The organism is Brevundimonas sp. UYEF29 (genome assembly GCF_040546195.1).
Lineage (GTDB): Bacteria > Pseudomonadota > Alphaproteobacteria > Caulobacterales > Caulobacteraceae > Brevundimonas > Brevundimonas huaxiensis.
The window spans coordinates 290,456-309,209 of record NZ_JBEPNH010000003.1; the positions used below are offsets into that span (position 1 = coordinate 290,456).

General features: G+C 65.7%; 19 protein-coding genes. 9 read left to right on the plus strand and 10 right to left on the minus strand.

Annotated elements, in window-relative coordinates; all coding sequences use genetic code 11:
• Positions 1 to 373: 373 nt before the first annotated feature.
• The gene (locus tag ABIB58_RS06995; protein WP_354039951.1) at positions 374 to 1,435 is read right to left on the minus strand and encodes a site-specific integrase; all 1,062 of its coding nucleotides are present in this window, start codon (positions 1,433 to 1,435) and stop codon (positions 374 to 376) included.
• Between the two features lie 113 nt (positions 1,436 to 1,548).
• Here ABIB58_RS06995 and dusA point away from each other — a divergent pair, with 113 nt between their 5' ends.
• The 3 genes from dusA to ABIB58_RS07010 all read left to right on the plus strand — a co-directional run bounded on the left by dusA (position 1,549) and on the right by ABIB58_RS07010 (position 4,054).
• Complete coding sequence (gene dusA, locus ABIB58_RS07000; protein ID WP_354039953.1) at positions 1,549 to 2,580, plus strand: tRNA dihydrouridine(20/20a) synthase DusA; 1,032 nt, start codon at positions 1,549 to 1,551, stop codon at positions 2,578 to 2,580.
• A gap of 61 nt (positions 2,581 to 2,641) precedes the next feature.
• Positions 2,642 to 3,310, plus strand: coding sequence for a membrane protein (locus tag ABIB58_RS07005; RefSeq protein WP_045811904.1), 669 nt, complete (start codon positions 2,642 to 2,644; stop codon positions 3,308 to 3,310).
• A gap of 186 nt (positions 3,311 to 3,496) precedes the next feature.
• Positions 3,497 to 4,054 (plus strand): 3D domain-containing protein, encoded by a 558-nt coding sequence (locus ABIB58_RS07010; protein WP_039244236.1) that lies wholly within the window; start codon positions 3,497 to 3,499, stop codon positions 4,052 to 4,054.
• 74 nt (positions 4,055 to 4,128) lie between these two features.
• On the opposite strand, the gene ABIB58_RS07015 is transcribed toward ABIB58_RS07010, so the two are convergent.
• The 3 genes from ABIB58_RS07015 to ABIB58_RS07025 form a co-directional block, all read right to left on the minus strand.
• On the minus strand, positions 4,129 to 5,019 hold the full coding sequence (locus ABIB58_RS07015; RefSeq protein ID WP_045811903.1) for a hypothetical protein: 891 nt from the start codon (positions 5,017 to 5,019) through the stop codon (positions 4,129 to 4,131).
• A gap of 84 nt (positions 5,020 to 5,103) precedes the next feature.
• Positions 5,104 to 5,427 (minus strand): Mpo1-like protein, encoded by a 324-nt coding sequence (locus ABIB58_RS07020; RefSeq protein ID WP_026108600.1) that lies wholly within the window; start codon positions 5,425 to 5,427, stop codon positions 5,104 to 5,106.
• Between the two features lie 47 nt (positions 5,428 to 5,474).
• Positions 5,475 to 7,373, minus strand: coding sequence for a DEAD/DEAH box helicase (locus ABIB58_RS07025; RefSeq protein ID WP_045811902.1), 1,899 nt, complete (start codon positions 7,371 to 7,373; stop codon positions 5,475 to 5,477).
• Between the two features lie 206 nt (positions 7,374 to 7,579).
• Between ABIB58_RS07025 and ABIB58_RS07030 the strand changes: the two genes are divergently transcribed.
• Positions 7,580 to 7,789 carry a flagellar basal body rod C-terminal domain-containing protein gene (locus ABIB58_RS07030; RefSeq protein WP_045811901.1) on the plus strand — a complete coding sequence of 70 codons (210 nt, stop codon included), beginning with the start codon at positions 7,580 to 7,582 and terminating at the stop codon, positions 7,787 to 7,789.
• A gap of 4 nt (positions 7,790 to 7,793) precedes the next feature.
• Here the strand turns inward: ABIB58_RS07030 and ABIB58_RS07035 are convergent, their stop codons facing one another.
• Positions 7,794 to 8,477, minus strand: a complete 684-nt coding sequence (locus ABIB58_RS07035) for a winged helix-turn-helix transcriptional regulator (protein ID WP_045811900.1) — start codon at positions 8,475 to 8,477, stop codon at positions 7,794 to 7,796.
• Between the two features lie 58 nt (positions 8,478 to 8,535).
• On the opposite strand from ABIB58_RS07035, the gene ABIB58_RS07040 reads away from it, so the two are divergent.
• The 5 genes from ABIB58_RS07040 to ku all read left to right on the plus strand — a co-directional run bounded on the left by ABIB58_RS07040 (position 8,536) and on the right by ku (position 11,246).
• On the plus strand, positions 8,536 to 8,979 hold the full coding sequence (locus ABIB58_RS07040) for a VOC family protein (RefSeq protein ID WP_045811899.1): 444 nt from the start codon (positions 8,536 to 8,538) through the stop codon (positions 8,977 to 8,979).
• Positions 8,979 to 9,440: an SRPBCC family protein gene (locus ABIB58_RS07045; RefSeq protein ID WP_082064532.1), complete on the plus strand. Its 462-nt coding sequence runs from the start codon at positions 8,979 to 8,981 to the stop codon at positions 9,438 to 9,440. The genes ABIB58_RS07040 and ABIB58_RS07045 overlap by 1 nt, the downstream gene beginning before the upstream one ends.
• Positions 9,437 to 9,919: a VOC family protein gene (locus ABIB58_RS07050; RefSeq protein WP_045811897.1), complete on the plus strand. Its 483-nt coding sequence runs from the start codon at positions 9,437 to 9,439 to the stop codon at positions 9,917 to 9,919. Before ABIB58_RS07045 ends, ABIB58_RS07050 begins: the two co-directional genes overlap by 4 nt.
• 22 nt (positions 9,920 to 9,941) lie before the next feature.
• Entirely contained in the window at positions 9,942 to 10,295 is a 354-nt protein-coding gene (locus ABIB58_RS07055; RefSeq protein WP_045811896.1) for a DUF1428 domain-containing protein, read from the plus strand.
• Positions 10,296 to 10,364: 69 nt separating this feature from the next.
• Positions 10,365 to 11,246: a non-homologous end joining protein Ku gene (gene ku, locus ABIB58_RS07060; RefSeq protein ID WP_045811895.1), complete on the plus strand. Its 882-nt coding sequence runs from the start codon at positions 10,365 to 10,367 to the stop codon at positions 11,244 to 11,246.
• On the opposite strand, the gene ligD is transcribed toward ku, so the two are convergent.
• The 5 genes from ligD to dnaG form a co-directional block, all read right to left on the minus strand.
• Complete coding sequence (gene ligD / locus ABIB58_RS07065; protein ID WP_045811894.1) at positions 11,243 to 13,804, minus strand: DNA ligase D; 2,562 nt, start codon at positions 13,802 to 13,804, stop codon at positions 11,243 to 11,245. The genes ku and ligD overlap by 4 nt on opposite strands.
• Positions 13,805 to 13,838: 34 nt before the next feature.
• Positions 13,839 to 14,582, minus strand: a complete 744-nt coding sequence (locus ABIB58_RS07070; protein ID WP_045811893.1) for an extensin-like domain-containing protein — start codon at positions 14,580 to 14,582, stop codon at positions 13,839 to 13,841.
• A gap of 56 nt (positions 14,583 to 14,638) precedes the next feature.
• Entirely contained in the window at positions 14,639 to 14,818 is a 180-nt protein-coding gene (locus ABIB58_RS07075) for a DUF2256 domain-containing protein (protein ID WP_082064531.1), read from the minus strand.
• 49 nt (positions 14,819 to 14,867) lie between these two features.
• Positions 14,868 to 16,814, minus strand: a complete 1,947-nt coding sequence (rpoD, locus tag ABIB58_RS07080) for an RNA polymerase sigma factor RpoD (RefSeq protein ID WP_045811892.1) — start codon at positions 16,812 to 16,814, stop codon at positions 14,868 to 14,870.
• A 74-nt stretch (positions 16,815 to 16,888) separates the two neighbouring features.
• The gene (gene dnaG / locus ABIB58_RS07085; protein WP_185225083.1) at positions 16,889 to 18,748 is read right to left on the minus strand and encodes a DNA primase; all 1,860 of its coding nucleotides are present in this window, start codon (positions 18,746 to 18,748) and stop codon (positions 16,889 to 16,891) included.
• Between the last annotated feature and the right edge of the window lie 6 nt (positions 18,749 to 18,754).

The following is an 18,754-nucleotide window of genomic DNA, read 5'->3' on the forward strand; positions in this document are numbered from 1 at the left end:
TGGATTGGCGAACCGACTAGGGCACGAGATAGCGCATCGTCCCAGCGTCGCTGTTCCCCATATCCTCGACGGCCTCGGTCGTTGGAGGGGAGTTGATCAAGGGCGTTTGACTTCTCCAGCCGCAATGGTTCCCGGACGAGACTAACCGCCTCTGGCGAAATTCGGCAGGTTCAACAGGCGTACGAGAACTCCAAGCTGTGTCTCCAGCAAAAGGCCGACCGCTCGAATGTCCCCGCCCCTATACTCTGGCACCGGGGAGTGGACCTTCTGAAAGTAAGCTAAGTACCAGGCTGGCGCATAAGGCAGTTGGTCAACGCCTTGCCCGAAAGCGGACCCCGCCAACAGCCGCGGTAAGTCAAATCCGGTAATCCGCTCAAGCAGCCAGTGTCGCCGCGTACACGTGCAGGGACTCCGGCCGAAGGTGCGTGTAGCGGCGGAGCATCTTCCAGTCCTTGTGGCCGGTCACCAACGCCACCTGCGGGATTTGGAAACCCGCCTCAAACAGCCGGCTCGTCCCCTCATGTCGTAGGTCGTGAAAGTGAAGATCCGCGATTCCGAGGTCTTTGCAGGCGCGGGTAAACGCCGTGCCAGCAGACCGATGGTTGAATGGAAAAATACGCAGGTCCCGGTTCGACCGAGGTGGCCCCTGCTCCTCAATCAAGGCAACCGGATCATAGCCTGACACCTTCAGGAGCGGGATTTTCTGATCATTACCGGCCTTCTCGCGCGGGTCTTTCCGATCACGGATCGTCAGCATCTTCGTCCGCGCCGAGTAGTCTGACCACACGACCCGGAAAATCTCTTCCTGGCGCATGGCTGTGGCGACTGCGAAACGGATGACTCTTGCCATCGGAATGATTTGGCGTGGATTGCCTTCGAAGTGGCCGATGAGCTTCTGCAGCTCTTCCTCAGTCGGTCTCCGATCACGCTCAACGCCCTTGCCGACAAGCCCTAGGCGCTTAAGCGCCAGACGAGCCATGTTCACCGGCTCGGCGGAGATTGTCAGTCCGTGGACTGCGATCGCGTGTGTGATGACTAGCTTGATGGCGCCGATGTCGATGCTCAAAGTCATCGGCCCAGCCCCCTCCTTCGCACGCTCTTTGCCGAAGTCGATGAATAACTGCCGATCGAGTTGACCGAGCTTTTTCCGCCCGAGACGCGCCTTAAGCATTCTCAGCGTCGCGGCTTTCGATCGCCGCGGCGCCTTACCGACCGATTTCATGTCGTCGATGTGCAGGTCGATAAGCTCGCCGAAGGTGCGAAGACGCGCAGCGCGCTCAGGCGTCGGAACCTCACCACGATCGATCCGGCCCTCGCTCTCGGTGGCCCAGCGGCGCGCATCATCGCGTTTGAGGAAGGTCTCGCTTATATAGCGGCCCTTCCGTCTGACCTGGACCCGCCAAGTTCCGGACGGGAGTTTCGAATATGTCGCCATTTTCGTGTGCGCTCTGTGTGCACTGAGATGTCGAAAAGCCGGAAAAAACGTCGCAACACGGCGTAAAATCGAGTGCACACGTCACCAACCAACGTTTTGATATTACTGAAAAAATGTCGATAAATCAAGCGCGTAGATTGGCCGTAGCCCCGATGATGGACTGGACCGATCGGCATTGCCGGGCGTTCCACAGGGCGCTGACGAACAAGGCGCTGCTTTACACCGAGATGGTGACGGCGCCGGCGGTGTTGCATGGGGATCGCGAGCGGCTGCTGGGATTCGATGCTCTGGAGCATCCGGTGGCCTTGCAGCTGGGCGGGTCGGATCCGGCCCAGCTGGCCGAGGCCGCCAAGGTCGGCGAGGCGTTCGGCTATGACGAGATCAATCTGAACGTCGGCTGCCCCTCGGACCGGGTGCAGTCGGGTCGGTTCGGCGCCTGTCTGATGCGCGAGCCCGAGTTGGTGGCCGACTGTATGGCGGCGATCAAGGGGGCCGTCAGCGTGCCGGCGACCGTCAAATGCCGCATCGGCGTGGACGATCAGGATCCGGTCGTCAGCCTGTTCGCCACGGTGGACGCCTGCGCCGCCGTCGGGATCGAGGTCTTCGTCGTCCATGCGCGCAAGGCCTGGCTGAAGGGTCTGTCGCCCAAGGAGAACCGCGACGTGCCGCCGCTGGACTATGATCTGGTGCGCCGGCTGAAGCGCGAGCGGCCGCATCTGAACATCTCGATCAATGGCGGCATCGCCTCGATGGACGCGGCCGAGGCGCATCTGGCCGAGGTCGACGGCGTCAAGCTGGACGGGGCCATGCTGGGCCGCGCCGCCTATCATGAGCCGGCCATTCTGGGGCAGGCGGATCGTCGCCTGTATGGCGAACCGGTCGAGGATACCGACGCCTTCGCCGCGCTGGAGCGCTATCGGCCCTATATGGCCGCGCGTCTGGAGGAGGGCGTCGCCCTGCCCGCCATGGCGCGGCATATGCTGGGCCTGATGCACGGCCGGCCGGGCGCGCGGGCGTTCCGTCGCATTCTGACGGTCGAGGCCATCAAGCCCGGCGCCGGGCTGGAGGTGCTGGACCGCGCTGTGGAGGCCGTGCGTGAGGCCGAGGCGAGGCGCGACACGGCGTCCGGCGACTGGGCGGCGTAACCCAATCTTCAAAGCTGGCCGGCAAGGTTAAGAGAACCCTTCCGTTTCGGACCTGTACGCCATGAAGACCCTGCTGATCGCCGCCGTCATCGCGACCGCCCTGCCCGCCACTTCGGCCCTGGCGCAGGCCGACGGCCGTTTCGCCATCGGCGCCCAGGTCGGCACGCCGGGCGCCGGCCTTCAGGCCCAGTTTGCGCTCAGCCCGGTCGTGGTGCTGCGCGGCGGCTATGACGTGCTGAAATGGGATCGGGACCAGACCTACAAGGGCATCGATTACGACGCCAAGATCGACTTCAAGTCGCCGGGCGCCTTTGTGGACCTGCATCCGTTCCGCAACGGCTTTCTGATCTCGGGCGGGGCCTATTTCGGCGATCGCAAGGTCGATCTGGATGCGACGCCCACCGGAAACGTCAATGTCGGCGGCGCGACCTTCACACCGGCCCAGGTCGGGACATTGACCGGCCGCATCGACCTGGAGAGCACTGCGCCGTTCGTCGGCTTGGGCTATGACAACACCTTCACGCGCGGCGGCAGGCTGGGCTTCCGCCTTCTGGCCGGCGCGGCCTTTGGCGATGCGCCGCAAGTAAATCTGGACGCCCGCGGCGGGACCTTGTCGAACGATCCTACCTTCCGCTCGCGTCTGGATCAGGAAGAGCGTGAAATTCAGGCCGAGGCCGATGATTATAAGGTCCTGCCGGTGCTTCAGGCGGGGCTGAACTTCAAGTTTTGACCCGCAGGGGCATCGTCCCCAAACGCGCGGACGGGGGATAAATAGGTTATGAAAAACAAGGCATTAACCTAGAAACAAATCGTAACAGACAGCGCCAAGGCGGGTTTCGCCACTTTCTCGCCACAGGTTAACGCGACAAGGCCAGCGCCGGCGGCGTTGGGAGCCGGTGTCTCCTGAGCCAAACTCATGATCGGCGCCTCCGCTGCTATCGCCATGCTTTGGGCTGCCGTATCGTCTGTGACGAGCGGGCCTGTCCCCTACAATGACGTCGTAGCGGCGGATCAAGTCAGGACTGAAACCCCTGCAGCCATCGTCGGTTCCGATGAAGTCGAGACCGCTCTGAACGCCGAACAGGCCGAGCTGATGGCCTCCGATCCGGACTGGCGCGCGTCGGCGCGCCTCTATCACGCAGGCGGCGGCGGCGCGACGGGCAACGATTCGCTGGGTTGCCGTCCGATCGCCATGCGCACCGTCGCGGTCGATCCTCGCGTGATCCCGCGCCGCACCAAGCTGTTCATCCGCGAAACGGTCGGTATGCGCCTGGCCGACGGTTCGATCCACGACGGCTACTGGTACGCCTCCGACACCGGCGGCGCGATCAAGGGCCAGAAGATCGACCTTTACACCGGCACCGGTCGCGGCTCGATGAACCAGGCGCAGCGCCTGAACATGCGCACCCTGACCATCGTGGACGCCGGCGATTTCGACGGCTGCCCGCCGGCCTGGACCACGGCTTCCAACTGATCCGGCCGATCATGAAAAACGCCGGCTGACCGCAAAGGTCAGCCGGCGTTTTCGTGTCTGAAGCCTTGCGCCGATCAGTCCAGTTCGGACACTTCCAGCGTCGACTGAACCATCGAGCCGTTATAGGTGCCGACCCAGATGTCGTAGCGGCCGCTCTGCGGGTTGGTGATCGTCACCTTCGGATCGACGCCGCCCGCGCCGTCGTCGTCGCAGTAGAAGCGGCCGTTGGGCGTATTGATCAGCAGGGTCGTGTCTTCCGATGCGCGCACGCGGAACGTCAGGTCGGCGTCGCCTGGCTCGAAGAAGATCTGGATGTCCGGGGCCGAGCTGACCGAACCCTCGCAGCCCGCCTTGGCGGCCGAGGCGGGCGAGGAGCCGCCGGCCAGGATCGACTTGGTCCAGGGGTCGGGCGTGAAGCCGCCGCGCAGATTGGCCGTGCCGTAGTTGGGCTCAAGATCGATGTTGGGCGCCGCGCCCGCCGTCGTGTCCGTGCCGCCCAGTTCGCTGATCTGCAGCGTCGACTGGACCATGTTGTCGTTGTAGGTGCCCAGCCAGATGTCGTAGCGACCGCTCTCGGGGTTGGAGATGGTCACCATCGGATCCAGGTCGCCGCCGCTGTCGTCGTCGCAATACCAGCGGCCGCCAGGGCTGTTGACCAGCAGCGTGGTGTCCTCGCTGGCGACCGCCTTGATGGTCAGGTCCAGATCGCCGGCTTCGAAGTTCAGTTGCAGGTCGGGCGCGGCGCTGACCTTACCCTCGCAGCCCGACTGCGCGGCCGAGGCGGCGATCGAACCGCCCGCGAGGATGGACTTGGTCCAGGGATCGGGCGTGAAACCGGTCTCCAGCCGCACCGAACCGTAGTTGGGGTCCAGGGTGAAGTCGGGCTTGGCCCCGCTCTTCTGCGCCAGGCTGACGCCAGGGGCGAGCAGCACGGACGCAGCGGCGATGACGGCGATGGATTTCATGTTGCTCCCTCCAGCAGCAGCGGCGCCATGCCGCAGGCGGAGGTTAATCCGTTTCGCCGAACCGTGCAGCTTGAAATGCTGGCCTTAGAAGCGGCGCTTGCCCGTCACCGTCTCGAAGAACAGGCGGAAGTCGCCCATCAGGCTCCACAAAGGATATTTGAACGTCGCGGGCCGGTTCTTTTCGAAGAAGAAATGCCCGACCCAGGCAAAGCCGTAGCCCAGCAGCGGCATGGCCAGCAGCCACCAGGCGTTCCGCGTCGCCACGAAGGCGACGAAGGCCGAGATCACCAGAAAGGTGCCGACGACGTGGATGCGCCGACAGGTCCGGTTTGAATGCTCGTGGATGTAATAGGGATAGAAGGCCTCGAACGAGGCGTAACGGCCCTCAGGTGCGGACGGCGTGCTCATGGGCGGAGGGTGCGCCTCCGCCCGCGATCAGGCAAGTGCCCGCAAGATCAGCCCTTCGGCTTGCCCTTGAAGCCGTCCTTCTTAAAGCCCGGCTTGGCCTTGAAGGGTTTCTTAGCATAGGGCTTGTCGCCCGAGGCGTTCGAGCGCGGGTTGGCGCCCCCATCGTTCTTCGGCGCCCAGGGCTTCTTCTTAAACGGCGGGCGGGCGTCTTCCCCGCCGCCGTCGGCGCGCTTGTAGGGCGTCTTCTTGAAGGGACGGTCGCCATCCTCGCGCGGCTTGCCGGCGAAGCGGCTGGCCTTCATCGAGCCGGGCGTCGGGGCTTCCGACGGGGTGATCTTCACCTCGTCCTTGGAGGCGGCCACGGCTTCGCGGAAAGCCTTCTCGTGGGTCTTGGCCACCTCGAAGCGCGTCTCTTCGGGGAAGGTGCGGATGGCGCCGATCTGGGGCTTGGAAATGCCGCCGATGCGGCAGATCAGCGGGATCAGCCATTTCGGGTCGGCGTTCTTGTTGCGGCCCACGTCCAGACGGAACCAGACCACGTCGTCAGCGCCCAGGCGCTCGCCTGGCCAGGGTTGGGCCGCCGTGCCGTCATCGTTGCGGACCATGCGGTCGCGCTTGGCCGGACCGCGATCCGAACCCGGATCGGACAGTTCTTCCGGCGCAGGCTGTTCCTTGCGCAGCAGCCGCACCAGGGCGGCGGCGATCTCGTCGGGCGTGCGTTCGGCGATCATCCGCTTGGCGACGACCATGTCCTCGTCGGAGACGTCGGCCTCGAAGTGCGACGGAGACAGCAGACGGTCCTCGTCGGCCTTGCGGATCTCGTCGAAGGTCGGGGCGCCGGTCCAGACGGCGTCGATGCCGGCCTCGTCCATCAGCCGCTCGGCCTTGCGACGGCGCGAATGCGGAACCAGCATGACCGAGATGCCCTTCTTGCCCGCCCGGCCCGTGCGGCCCGAACGGTGCAGCAGGCCGGCGCGGTTCATCGGCAATTCGGCGTGAATGACCAGACCCAGGTCCGGCAGGTCCAGACCGCGCGCGGCGACGTCCGTGGCGACGCAGACGCGGGCGCGGCCGTCACGCAGCGACTGGAGCGCGTCGGTGCGCTCGCGCTGACCCATTTCGCCCGACAGACTGACGGAAGAGAAGCCGCGCTCCAGCAGCGACGACTGCAGGTGACGCACGCTGTCGCGGGTCGAGCAGAAGACCATGGCGCGCGGCGCCTCGAACCAGCGCAGGGTGTTGACCACCGCGTGCTCGATCTCGTTGGGCGCAATGCGGTAGGCGCGGTATTCGATGTCGGCGTGCTGGCGCGTCTTGTCGGTCGCGTCGATGCGGACCGCGTCCTTCTGATAGCGTTTGGCCAGGGTGGCGATGTCGCGCGCGATGGTCGCCGAGAACAGCAGGGTGCGGCGTTCGGCTGGCGCCTGGTCCAGGATATGCTCCAGGTCCTCGCGGAAGCCCATGTCCAGCATCTCGTCGGCCTCATCGAGGACGGCGACCTTCAGCTCGGACAGGTCCAGATTGCCCCGGTCGATGTGGTCCTTCAGGCGGCCGGGCGTGCCGACGACGATGTGGACGCCGAAGCCCAGCGCGCGGGCTTCGCGACGCGCATCCATGCCGCCGACGCAGGTGGCGATCTTGGCGCCGGCGTCGGCATACAGCCATTGCAGCTCGGCCGCGACCTGCATGGCCAGTTCCCGCGTGGGCGCGATGGCCAGACACAGGGGCGCGCCGCCCGGACCGAAGATCGGCTTGTCGCCGAGCAGGGTCGGCGCAGCGGCCAGACCAAAGGCGACGGTCTTGCCCGACCCCGTCTGGGCCGAAACCAGCAGGTCGCGATCCGCATGCTCCGCCTCCAGCACGGCGGCCTGAACCGGAGTGGGTTCGGCGTAGCCCTTGTTGATCAGGGCGCGATCGAGCGCGGGATGGACGGCGGGAAAGGGCATAGGAAACCTGGGACAACGGACAAGGGCGGTCGCCGAAACGACCGCGCCCGGCCGAGGTCAGACCTCAGGCCGGGCGAATGATGGCGCTCTATACATCAATAAGGGCGCAAGCGGGGCGGAAAACGCCGTTCACCCTGTTCCTTCAGGCGACGTTGACGGGAAAGACGCAGTCTGGCGATCGAACCCACCGCGTCCGGAGCTTCGCCATGCAAGCGCTATCTATCGCCGCCGCCGGAATGACGACCGCGCAGAACCGGTTCGACAACAGCGCGCGCCGCACCGCCAACGCGCCGCTGGACAATCTCGCCGAGGAAACCGTGGAGCGGATCCAGGCTAAGACCGCCTTCAGCGCCAACGCCGCCGTTCTGCGCACCGCCGACGACATGACCGGAACCCTGCTGGACATGCTGGCCTGAAACCTCAGACCGGCGCCTTCTCCGGCAGGTTGAAGAAGCCGACGAAGCGGTCGAACACGGCACGGTCGCCGGTCAGGGTCATCAGGCCGTCGGCCTCGAAGGCGGCGGGCGGGACCTTGCCGTAGACGCAGGCGGCGACCAGCGGCGGTTGGGTCGTCAGGACGACGTCGGCGGCGTCCGTGGGGCCGCGGCGGGTCGTGATCGTCCCCTTTTCGATCTGAACGACGAAAGGTTCTTCGCCGAAGACGAAACCGACGGTCATCGCGGCGTCTCCGGCCAGGGCCGGATCGAACATCGTCTCGAACGACTGCATGATCGACACCGCGCTGATCGGCAGGGTCGGGTCGTGGCTAGGCGAGCGCGCGGCCCAGCCGCCCAGCACCATGAAGACCGGCTTGATCTCGTATCCCCAGGGCGTCAGCTCATAAACCTGGACAGAGGCGGGCGGCGGCAGTTTGCGGCGGGTGACGATGCCCGAAGCCTCCAGCCCCTCCAGTCGCTGGGTCAGCACGTTCGCGGAAATGCCGTGCAGATCCTTTTTCAGATCACCGAACCGGCGCGGGCCCATCATCAGTTCGCGGATCACCAGCAGGGCCCAGCGCTCGCCAATCAGGTCCAGCCCGTGCGCGGCGCCGCAGGCGTCGTGATATCGACGACCAGCCCTATCGGTTATCTTTTCTAACTTCATAGTTGACTATCGTAATCATCGGAGTCAGGTTTCGCAAATAACAAGGAGAGGAAACGCCGTGGCTCAGCTGATTTTCATCAACCTGCCGGTCGCCGACCTGCCCCGATCGATCGCCTTCTATGAGGCCGTCGGCGCGACCAGGAACCCCATGTTCAGCGACGACACGGCCGCCTGCATGGTGGTGTCGGACGTGATCCACGTCATGCTGCTGACCCACGACAAATGGCGCACCTTTACCAATCGGGCGATCCCCGACGCCCACGCCTCGGCCCAGGTTCTGCTGTGCCTGTCACGCGACAGCCGCGAGGCGGTCGACGCCGTCGTGGCCCAGGCGGGTGCCGCCGGCGGCGAGATCGATCCCAATGCGACCCAGGACTACGGCTTCATGTACGGGCGCAGCTATGCCGATCCGGATGGCCATATCTGGGAAGTCATGTGGATGGACCCGGCCGCCGTCGCCGCCGGTCCCGAAGCCTTCGCCGCCGACGCCATGGTGTCGTGATGGCCGACATCCGCGAACTGAGCATCAGCCGGCTGATCAAGGCCTCGCCGGAAACGGTGTGGAAGATCTACACTGAGCGCACCGGCGAGTGGTTCTGCCCCCGCCCGTGGACCACGCCGGTCGTGGATTGGGACCTGCGCATCGGCGGGCGGGCCAATGTCGAAATGGCTTCGCCCGAGGGCGAGCGGCATCCCTATTCCGGCGTGTTTCTGGAGGTGGATCCGGGCCGCAAACTGGTCTCGACCGGCGCCTTCACCGAGGGCTGGGTTCCGCAGGCCGGCGACATGAACTTCGTGCGCATTGACACCTTCGAGCCCGAGGCCGGTGGAACCCGCTACACCGCCACCGCCCGGCATTGGGACGAAAAAGCCGCCGAGGCCCACAAGGCCATGGGCTTCGAACAGGGCTGGGGCGCGGTCGCCGATCAACTGGCGGCGTTGGCGGAAGGCGATGCGACATGACCGACAAGATCATTCCCTGCCTGTGGTTCGACGGCGACGCCGAGGCCGCGACCGCCTTCTACGTCAGCCTGCTGCCCGACAGCCGCATCACGGCCGTCAACCGTTCGCCGGTCGATACGCCCTCCGGCCCTGAAGGATCGGTGCTGACGGTGCAGTTCGTGCTGGCGGGTCATCAGTATCTGGCGCTGAACGGCGGCCCGAACTTTCGCTTCACCGAGGCCGTCTCCTTCATGGTGATGACCGAGGATCAGGCCGAGACGGACCGGCTGTGGGACGCCCTGCTCGCCGATGGCGGCAGCGAAAACGCCTGCGGCTGGCTGAAGGATCGCTGGGGCCTGTCGTGGCAGATCACGCCCCGTCGCCTGATGGAACTGACCACCGATCCGAACCCCGCGCGCGCCAAGGCCGCCATGCAGGCCATGATGGGCATGATCAAGATCGACATCGCGGCGCTGAACCGCGCCGTCGCCGACCTTTGAATCCAGAAAGATGAGACGACCGATGACCTATGTGACCGGCTTTTTGACCCCCGTAAAAACCGAGGACAAGGCGCGCTACGTGAAGTCCGCCGAGGCGTCCTGGCCCCTGTTTCAGAAATACGGCGCCCTGTCGCAGGTCGAGACCTGGGGCGAGGACGTGCCGGACGGCGAACTGACCAGCTTTCCCATGGCGGTGAAGCTGCAGGAAGGCGAGGTCGTCGTCTTCTCCTGGGTCACCTGGCCCGACCGCGCCACCGCCGACGCCTGTTTTGGCAAGATGCAGGACGACCCCGACTTTGCGAACATGGACATGCCCTTCGACGGCAAACGCATGATGTGGGGCGGGTTCAGCGTCGCCTTCGAAGGCAAGGCCTGATCCCCCGGCGGCGGCCCGGTTCGAACGCAAATCGCCCTGACGCATTGTCAGGGATCGAGGAGAACCGACATGGCCGCCCGCCCCACCTGGCAAGGACATCTGAAGCTGTCGCTGGTCACCTGTCCGGTGGCCATCTACACGGCGACGACCAGCACGAACGACGTGCGGTTTCACCTGATCAATCCCGACACCAACAATCGCATCCGCATGGTGCCGACCGATCCGGACGCCGGGCCGGTCGAGCGCAGCGATCTGGTGCGCGGCTATGAGGTGTCCAAGGACGAATACGTCCTGTTCGACGACGCTGACTTCGACAAAGTGAAGCTGGAAAGCACCAAGACCATCTCGATCGACAAGTTCGTCGACGAGGCCGACATCGACCGGCTGTATTGGGACGATCCCTTCTTCGTGGTCCCGGAAAAAGGCGCGGGCGTCGAAGCCTTCGCCGTCATTCGCGACGCCATGAAGAAACAGGGAAAGGTGGCCTTGGGCCAGTTGGTCCTACGCGGCAAGGAGCGTCAGCTGGCGCTGGAGGTGCGGGGCAAGGGGCTGATCGCCTACACCCTGCGCGCCCATGACGAGGTGCGCGATTCCGACGACTACTTCGACGACATTCCGACAGTGAAGGCCGATCCCGACATGGTCGAGATCGCCGCGCGCATCATCGGTCAGAAGGAGGCGGACTTCGATCCGACCGATTTCAAGGACGGCTACGACGACGCCCTGCGCGCGATGATCAAGGCCAAGTCCAAGGGTGGCAAGGGCGTGGTCGATGTCGCCGAACCCGACGACACCAATGTCATCGACCTGATGGCCGCATTGCGGAACAGCCTGAAAGGATCGGCGGCGGGGACGAAGACGCCGGCCGCCAAGAAGGCCCCTGCAAAGAGGGCCCCGGCAAAGAAGGCGGCGCCCAGGAAGTCCGCGGCAAAGAAGAAGACAGCGGCCTAGACGCCCATCTTTTTCAGAGCCGATTTCAAGCTGACCGCCGAGGCGCGGAAATCAGCCCACGGATCGGGCTTCTTGAGCAAGGTCGGATAGGTCCAGAGGTTGAATGCGGCGGGGTCCAGCCCGGCCTTCACCTGCCCCCACGACAGCGGGAAGGCGATCCCCGCCCCCGGCCGTGCGCGCGGCGACCAGGGCGCGACCGCCGTCGCCATCCGCCCGTTGCGCAGATAGTCGATGAAGATCTTTCCTCCCCGCGCCTTCTTGGCCAGGGTCGTGGTGAACCGGTCTGGCGCCTCGGCGCGGATGGCCTCGGCCATCGCCTTGGCGAAGGCCTTGTTCTGATCCCAGGTCACGCGCGAGCGGGCGTCAGTCTTGATCGGCACGACGACGTGCAAACCCTTCCCCCCGGTCGTCTTGACGAAGGCGGCCAGACCCAGCGCCTCGATCTTCGCCTTCACGACCTTGGACGCGGCAATGACGTCGGCGAAGTCCAGCCCCTCGTCCGGATCCAGGTCGAAGGTGATCTGCTCGGGGATTTCCGGCTGGCCGGGCGCACAGCCCCAGGGGTGCAATTCCAGCCCGCCCGACTGGGCGATGGCGACCAGGCCGCCGACATCGACGGCGGCGACATAAGGGGTGCGGGCCTTGACGTCGATCAGCTTCAGTCGCGGGTTTGACCCTGCCATGGCATGACGCTGGAAGAAGGTCTCGCCCCCGATGCCCTCGGGCGCCCGGATGATCGAGGTCGGCCGGTCCGTCACATGGGGCAGTATCCGCTCGGCCGCCGCCTCGTAGTAGCGCGCCAGATCGGCCTTGGTGATCGCCGGCCGATCGCCCACGGCGGGCCACAGCACCTTGTCGGGGCTGGAGATGGTCACGCCCGCCACGACCACCTTGCCGGGCTTTCCGGCCGGTCGCACCGTCATCGTGGTCTTCTTGGCTTCGCCCATGTCCGTGGGCGTTTGCGGCGCCTGGGTGACCTCGGCGGCTGTCTTGTCTTCGCGCAACCCCTTGAACGCCGCCTGCCGCAACGATCCGGATTCGGTATAGCCGCCGTGCTCAACCTCGGCGACCAGCACCGGTTTGACCCAATGGATGTCCTTGGCCGCCTTGGGCGCGCCCGCCCCGGCAAAGGGGGATTTATCCGCCGCCACGCCCTTAAGCGCCGGAACAAGGGTCTTCGTTACCGCCTCGCCATAGCCCGTGCCGACCCGGCCCAGATAGCGAAGGCTGCCCTTTTCCCTGACCCCGACCAGGAGAGAGCGGAACCGCGTCCCGCCCTCGGACGACCAGCCGCCGATCACCACTTCGTCGCGCCCCCGGCATTTGGACTTCAGCCAGGTCGACGACCGCCCGGCATGATAGGGGGCGTCCAGTTTCTTGGAGATCACCCCTTCCAGATCCATGCGGCAGGCGCTCTCCAGCACCGCCTGGCCGGTCGAGGCGAAATGCTCGACGTAGCGCAGTCGCCCGGCGGCCGCCTTTCCGATCCGGTTCACATAGGCCTGCAGCCGCGCCTTGCGATGCGACAGCGGCAGTTTGCGCAGATCCTCCGCCCCCTCGAACAACAGGTCGAAGGCGAAATAGACCAGGCCTTCCGTCTTCTCGTCCGAAATGGCGGCCTGCAACGCCCCGAAGTCCGGCATGTGATCGTCATCCAGCGCGCACAGCTCGCCGTCGATCACCGCGTCGGGCCAGGTCGCCGCATCCGCTGCGAGGTCGGGAAACTCGTCGCTCCAGTCCAGACCCTTGCGCGTCCGCAAGACCGCCCGACCGCCGCCGACCCCGATCTGGATGCGATAGCCGTCGAACTTGATCTCGTGCGCCCAGCCCGTTCCACCTGGCGGATGGTCGGTCACCTTGCACAGCTGGATCGGCACGAAGGCCGGCGGCTTCTTGGTCTTCGCCGCCGCTTTGGAGGGTTTGGGCTTGGCCGGACCTTTACGCCCGGTCGGCTTGGACGCCGTCCATTCCTTTGTCCCATCCGCGATCTCGGCCAGCGACCGGCCGGTCGTCACCGAGGCGTCGATTTCGGCGAGCGCATCGCCCTCTCCAGCCACGGCGAAGTCGTCCTTCTCCTTCAGCAGCAGCCAGTTGTTGCGTTTGGAGGGCTTGCCCCGATCGCGCTTCAACCGGATCAGAGCCCATTTGCCCTTCAGCCGCTCGCCGTGAAGGATCATCTTGATCTGACCCTTGGCCCAGGCCGCCTCCAGGTCCGGCTCCTGCGGCTCCCAGGTGCCGACGTCCCACATCTGCACCGTGCCGGCGCCGTAGTTGCCATCGGGAATCGTCCCCTCGAACGACCCGTAATCCAGCGGATGATCCTCGACCTCGACCGCCAGCCGCTTGACCGCCGTGTCGCGCGACGGCGCTTTGGTCACGGCCCAGGATTTCAGCACCCCGTCCGCCTCGATGCGGAAATCGTAGTGCAGACGCGTCGCCGCGTGGCGCTGGATCAGATAGCGAAAGCCGCCCTTGGCGCGCCTGGCCTTGGCGCCCTTCGGCTCGGGCGTCTCGCCGAACCGGCGCTTGGCCTGATAGGTCTTCAGTTCACCGCGCATAGGGGCGTAATCCGCCCCGCGCCAAAGCGTTGCCTCAGCGACAGAAGCGCGTGTCGGTCGCCTCGAGGTGCAGGTGGTCGTAGTGGACGGCGTTGTAGTCGGGGCTGAGCGTCGTGCCGAAGATGCGGCAGGCGTCGTCGCGGATACGCTTCAGAAAGCGCGCTTCGGGCGTGTCGCCGCTCCAGTCCTTGGTCACGGTGATGCGCCGCCCGTCCCTCAGCCGCACCCCGGCGAAGTCCAGCGCCGCCGCCTGGGAATGGGCGCTGATGCGGTTCGAGCCCACACCGTTGTTCACGTTGCGACAGGCGTAGGCCCCCATGTGATCGATCTGCACGACGTCCGAGCCCAGGATTTCTCGCGCCGCCGGCTCGAGCGACTGACGACGCCAGATGCTCAGCGCCAGCGCGGTCTGGCAGGTCATCTCCACATCGCCCGGCGCCATGCGCGCCACCGTCCCCAGGTCGGCGCCCAGCACCCCGCCCTTGCTCAGCCCGCAGGTCGCGGTGTTCTGGCGATCCGGGACGGGGCTGAACCGCACGCGCGCGGCGTTCAACTCGGCCAGGCACCGGCCCAGATCGCCGCCTTCGCGCACGACCAGCGCCTGGGTCCCGCCGTCGATCATCCGATCCACCAGCCCCCCGACCAGCGGCGCCTCGGTGCGTGACGGATAGGGCGATGTCGGCCGCAGCGGCTCAGGGGGACGCCGCACGCAGCCGCTGAGGATCAGCAGGACGCCAAGGCCGATGAGAATGTGAGAGACGCGCGACACGGAGTGCATGGTCGCGACGCTTAGCTGATTCCCGCCGCCGCCGTGGTCACGAGGCGGAGAGCCGTCTATCGGCGCTCTTCGGACGCGCCATTTGCCCGGCAACGATCCGAGCAGAACCGCACCTGATCCCAGTCCCGCGCCCACTTTTTTCGCCAAGCGAAAGACAGGCCGCAGGCGGCGCAGCGCTTTTGCGGCAGGTCGGACTTGGCCGGCGCCGTACCGAGATTGACGTGTTTTCGGGCCATGTCGCCTGCCAAGAAAAAGGGCGGCCCGTCAGGGCCGCCCTTGATCGTATCAGCTGTCCAGGAAGGATCGCAGTTTGCGCGACCGCGACGGGTGCTTCAGCTTGCGCAGCGCCTTGGCCTCGATCTGACGGATGCGTTCGCGGGTCACCGAGAACTGCTGGCCGACTTCTTCCAGCGTGTGGTCCGTGTTCATGCCGATGCCGAACCGCATCCGCAGGACCCGCTCCTCGCGCGGCGTCAGCGACGCCAGCACGCGGGTCGTGGTCTCGCGCAGGTTCGACTGGATGGCCGCGTCGATCGGCAGGACGGCGTTCTTGTCCTCGATGAAGTCACCCAGGTGGCTGTCTTCCTCGTCCCCGATCGGGGTTTCCAGCGAGATCGGCTCCTTGGCGATCTTCAGGACCTTGCGCACCTTCTCCAGCGGCATGGCCAGCTTTTCCGCCAGCTCTTCCGGGGTCGGCTCGCGGCCGATCTCGTGCAGCATCTGGCGGCTGGTGCGAACGATCTTGTTGATCGTCTCGATCATGTGCACCGGAATGCGGATGGTGCGCGCCTGGTCGGCGATCGAGCGGGTGATCGCCTGACGGATCCACCATGTGGCGTAGGTCGAGAACTTGTAGCCGCGACGATACTCGAACTTATCGACCGCCTTCATCAGGCCGATGTTGCCCTCCTGGATCAGATCTAGGAACTGCAGGCCGCGGTTGGTGTATTTCTTGGCGATGGAGATCACGAGGCGCAGGTTGGCCTCGACCATTTCCTTCTTGGCCTGACGCGCTTCGCGTTCGCCCTTCTGCACCGTCTGGACGATGCGGCGATAGTCGTCGATCGGCAGACCGGCTTCCAGCGCCACGGCGGCGACGTCGGAACGGATGGTCGCGATCTGGCTGGCTTCGTTCTCGCTGAACTTGGTCCAGCGCACGCCCTGATCCTTGATCCGGTCGGTCCAGGTGGGGTCGAGCTCGGAGCCGAAGTAGGCCTTGAGGAACTCGGGCCGCGAAATGCCGTAGCTGTCGGCCAGGCGCAGAAGACGGCCTTCCAGACCGATCAGGCGCTTGTTGATCGCATAGAGCTGCTCGACCAGCGCCTCGATACGGTTGTTGTTCAGCTTCATGGTCTTCAGACGATCCGAGATGGACGTCGTCAGCGCCTGATAGGCCTTTTCATCCTTGGCGCTCAGCACCTCGCCCTTCAGACGGGTCTGTACCAGCTTGTCCTGCAGCTGGCGGAAGGCGCCGAAATCGGCGGCGATGGCGTTCAGAACCTCCATCACCCCGTCGCGCAGCTCGGCTTCCAGCGCCGAGATCGACATGCCGCCGCCGTCGTCGAAGTCGTCGTCGTCTTCGTCGTCAGATTCAGGCTTGTCTTCGGCGGCCGGCTTGTCCTCGGCCTCGTCTTCCTCTTCGCCTTCAGGCTGGGCGGCGCCCGGCAGGGACGAAGGGTTCAGCACGCCATAGGTGGCGTCCAGGTCGATGACCTCGCGCAGCAGGATGCGGTTGTTTTCCAGCTCGTCGCGCCACACCATGATGGCCTCGAAGGTCAGGGCGCTTTCGCACAGACCCGAGATCATGGCGTCGCGGCCGGCCTCGATCCGCTTGGCGATGGCGATTTCGCCCTCGCGGCTCAGCAGTTCGACCGAACCCATCTCGCGCAGATACATGCGCACGGGGTCGTCGGTGCGGTCATAGGCCGACTTGGCGGGCGTTTCGGCCACGGCGGTGCCGGCGGCGGCGGCGACGTCGGTGGACTGCTGCTCCTGCGCGTCCTCCTCGGCCTCCACGACGTTGACGCCCATTTCGGACAGCATCGCCAGGGTGTCTTCAATGGCGTCGGGCGTGACTTCTTCGGATGGCAGGACCTTGTTCAGCTCCTCCATCGTCACATAGCCGCGCGCCTTAGCTTGCTTGATGAACTTCTTGACGCCGGCGTCCGTCAGATCGAGCAGGGGCCCATCGGTCGAAACCTCGGTGTCCTGCGTCTCGGTCTGTGCGTTCATAGTCAGTCTGTCTCCAGCCGAGAGGGTGATCAGTCCGCCTCGGCGAAAAATACAATGCTTGGCGTGCCGTAAGGTTACGTGCCCGCGCTGTCTTCCCAAATCGTCCCGGCTTTGATCGCACGGCGAAGCGCATCCCGCTCGGCCTTCAGCCGGCGGAACGCCTCATCCTGCCCAGGCACATCACGTGCATGGGCCAAGGCGTCCTCCAACGCCGCTACGCGGGTTGAAGCGTCGAACGCCTGCGACCATCGGACCCTTGCCTCGGCGAGGGGCGCATTTGCGGCCAGGAATGGCGCGCCGGACTTTGCCGCCGCCTTCTCGACCTCGCGCACTAAGGCATCATGACCCGATTGCGCCAGATGGCGTCGCAGGGCGGCGGAGTCAAGGCTATGTCCCGACAGACGCAGGCGAACCAGCTCCTGCGCCAGTCCATCCAGCCCCTTGTCGCCGAATCCGTGGGCGGCGATCTCCTCCAGATGGTCGTCCATCCGTTCGGGGTCGTCGATGGCGCCGTGGGCCAGGGCGGCCGGCACGGGCTCGATGGCGCGAAACAGCGACTGCATCGCCTGGGCGCCCTCCGCCGTCTGACCCAGTTTGTGCGGCGGGCCGAAACCGCGCCTGCCCTGCCCCGGCGTCCAGGGCGCGCGTTGGGGGCTGCGCGGGAACAGGGCGTCGAAACGGTCGAACAGGTCGCGGCGGTATTGCTCGGCCAGATCCTTGTCCTGGATGGCCGAGGCGGTGTTTCTCAGCCGCGCTTTGAAGCCGGCCTTGCGCTCCGGCGTGTCCAGCGGCTCCAGATCCTGTTCGCGGCGGAACAGCACCTCGGCGAACCCATGGGTTTCGGCCAGGGCCTGACGCAGCGCGGGCGCGCCCCTGTCGCGCAGAATGTCGTCGGGATCCTGACCGGCGCCCAGCAGGGCGAACCGGAACGAGCGCCCTGGCTTCAGCAGCGGCAGCGACCGTTCGATGGCGCGATAGGCGGCGCGCAGTCCGGCCGCATCGCCGTCGAAGCACAGGATCGGCTCGTGCGACACACGCCATAGCCGTTCCATCTGCTCCTCGGTCAGGGCCGTGCCCATCGGCGCCACGGCCGGCAGGCCCGCGCGCTGGCAGGCGATGACGTCCATATAGCCTTCGACCACGATGATGGCCTGGTCGTTCTTGGATTCCGCGCCCAGGATCCGCCGCGCCTCGGGCAGGCCGTAGAGGGTCGCGCCCTTGTGGAAGAGCGGGCTTTCCGGGCCGTTCAGATATTTCGCCCGGTCGTCGGGGTTCATGGCCCGGCCGCCGAAGCTGACGATCCGGCCGCGCGCATCCAGGATCGGGAACATCAGCCGGTCGCGGAATCGATCATAGGGCTGGCCGCCGCTTTCGGGCGAGATCAGCAACCCGGCCTCGACCAGTTCGGCTGGCTTGGCGCCGCGCTGGACCAAGGCCTGCTTCAGCCCCTCGCGATCGTTGGGCGCGTAGCCCAGGCCGAACCGCTCCCACTGATCCTCGGGCAGGCCGCGCTTGTCCAGATACTCCCGCGCCGCCTTGCCCGGCGTGCGGCGCAGGTTTGCGGCGAACCATTTCTGGGCCAGGTCCATCCAGTCGGACAGACCCGCCCGCTTCTGCTCGCGCTCGGCCTCCTTGGGGTCTTCGGCCGGGAGCTGCATCCCCGCCTCGCCGGCCAGGCGCTGCACCGCCTCGACGAAACTCAGCCGCTCGGTCTCCTGCAGGAAGGAAATGATGTCGCCATGCTTGCCGGACGAAAAGTCGTGGAAGAAGCCCTTGTCGTCGTTGACAAAAAAGGACGGCGACTTCTCCTTCGAGAACGGCGACAGACCGACGTATTCGCGGCCCTGACGTTTCAGCTTCACCGTCCGCCCGATCACGTCGGACGGCCGAAGGCGGGCCTTCAGTTCATCGATGAATCTCTCGTCGAAACGCACCCGCGA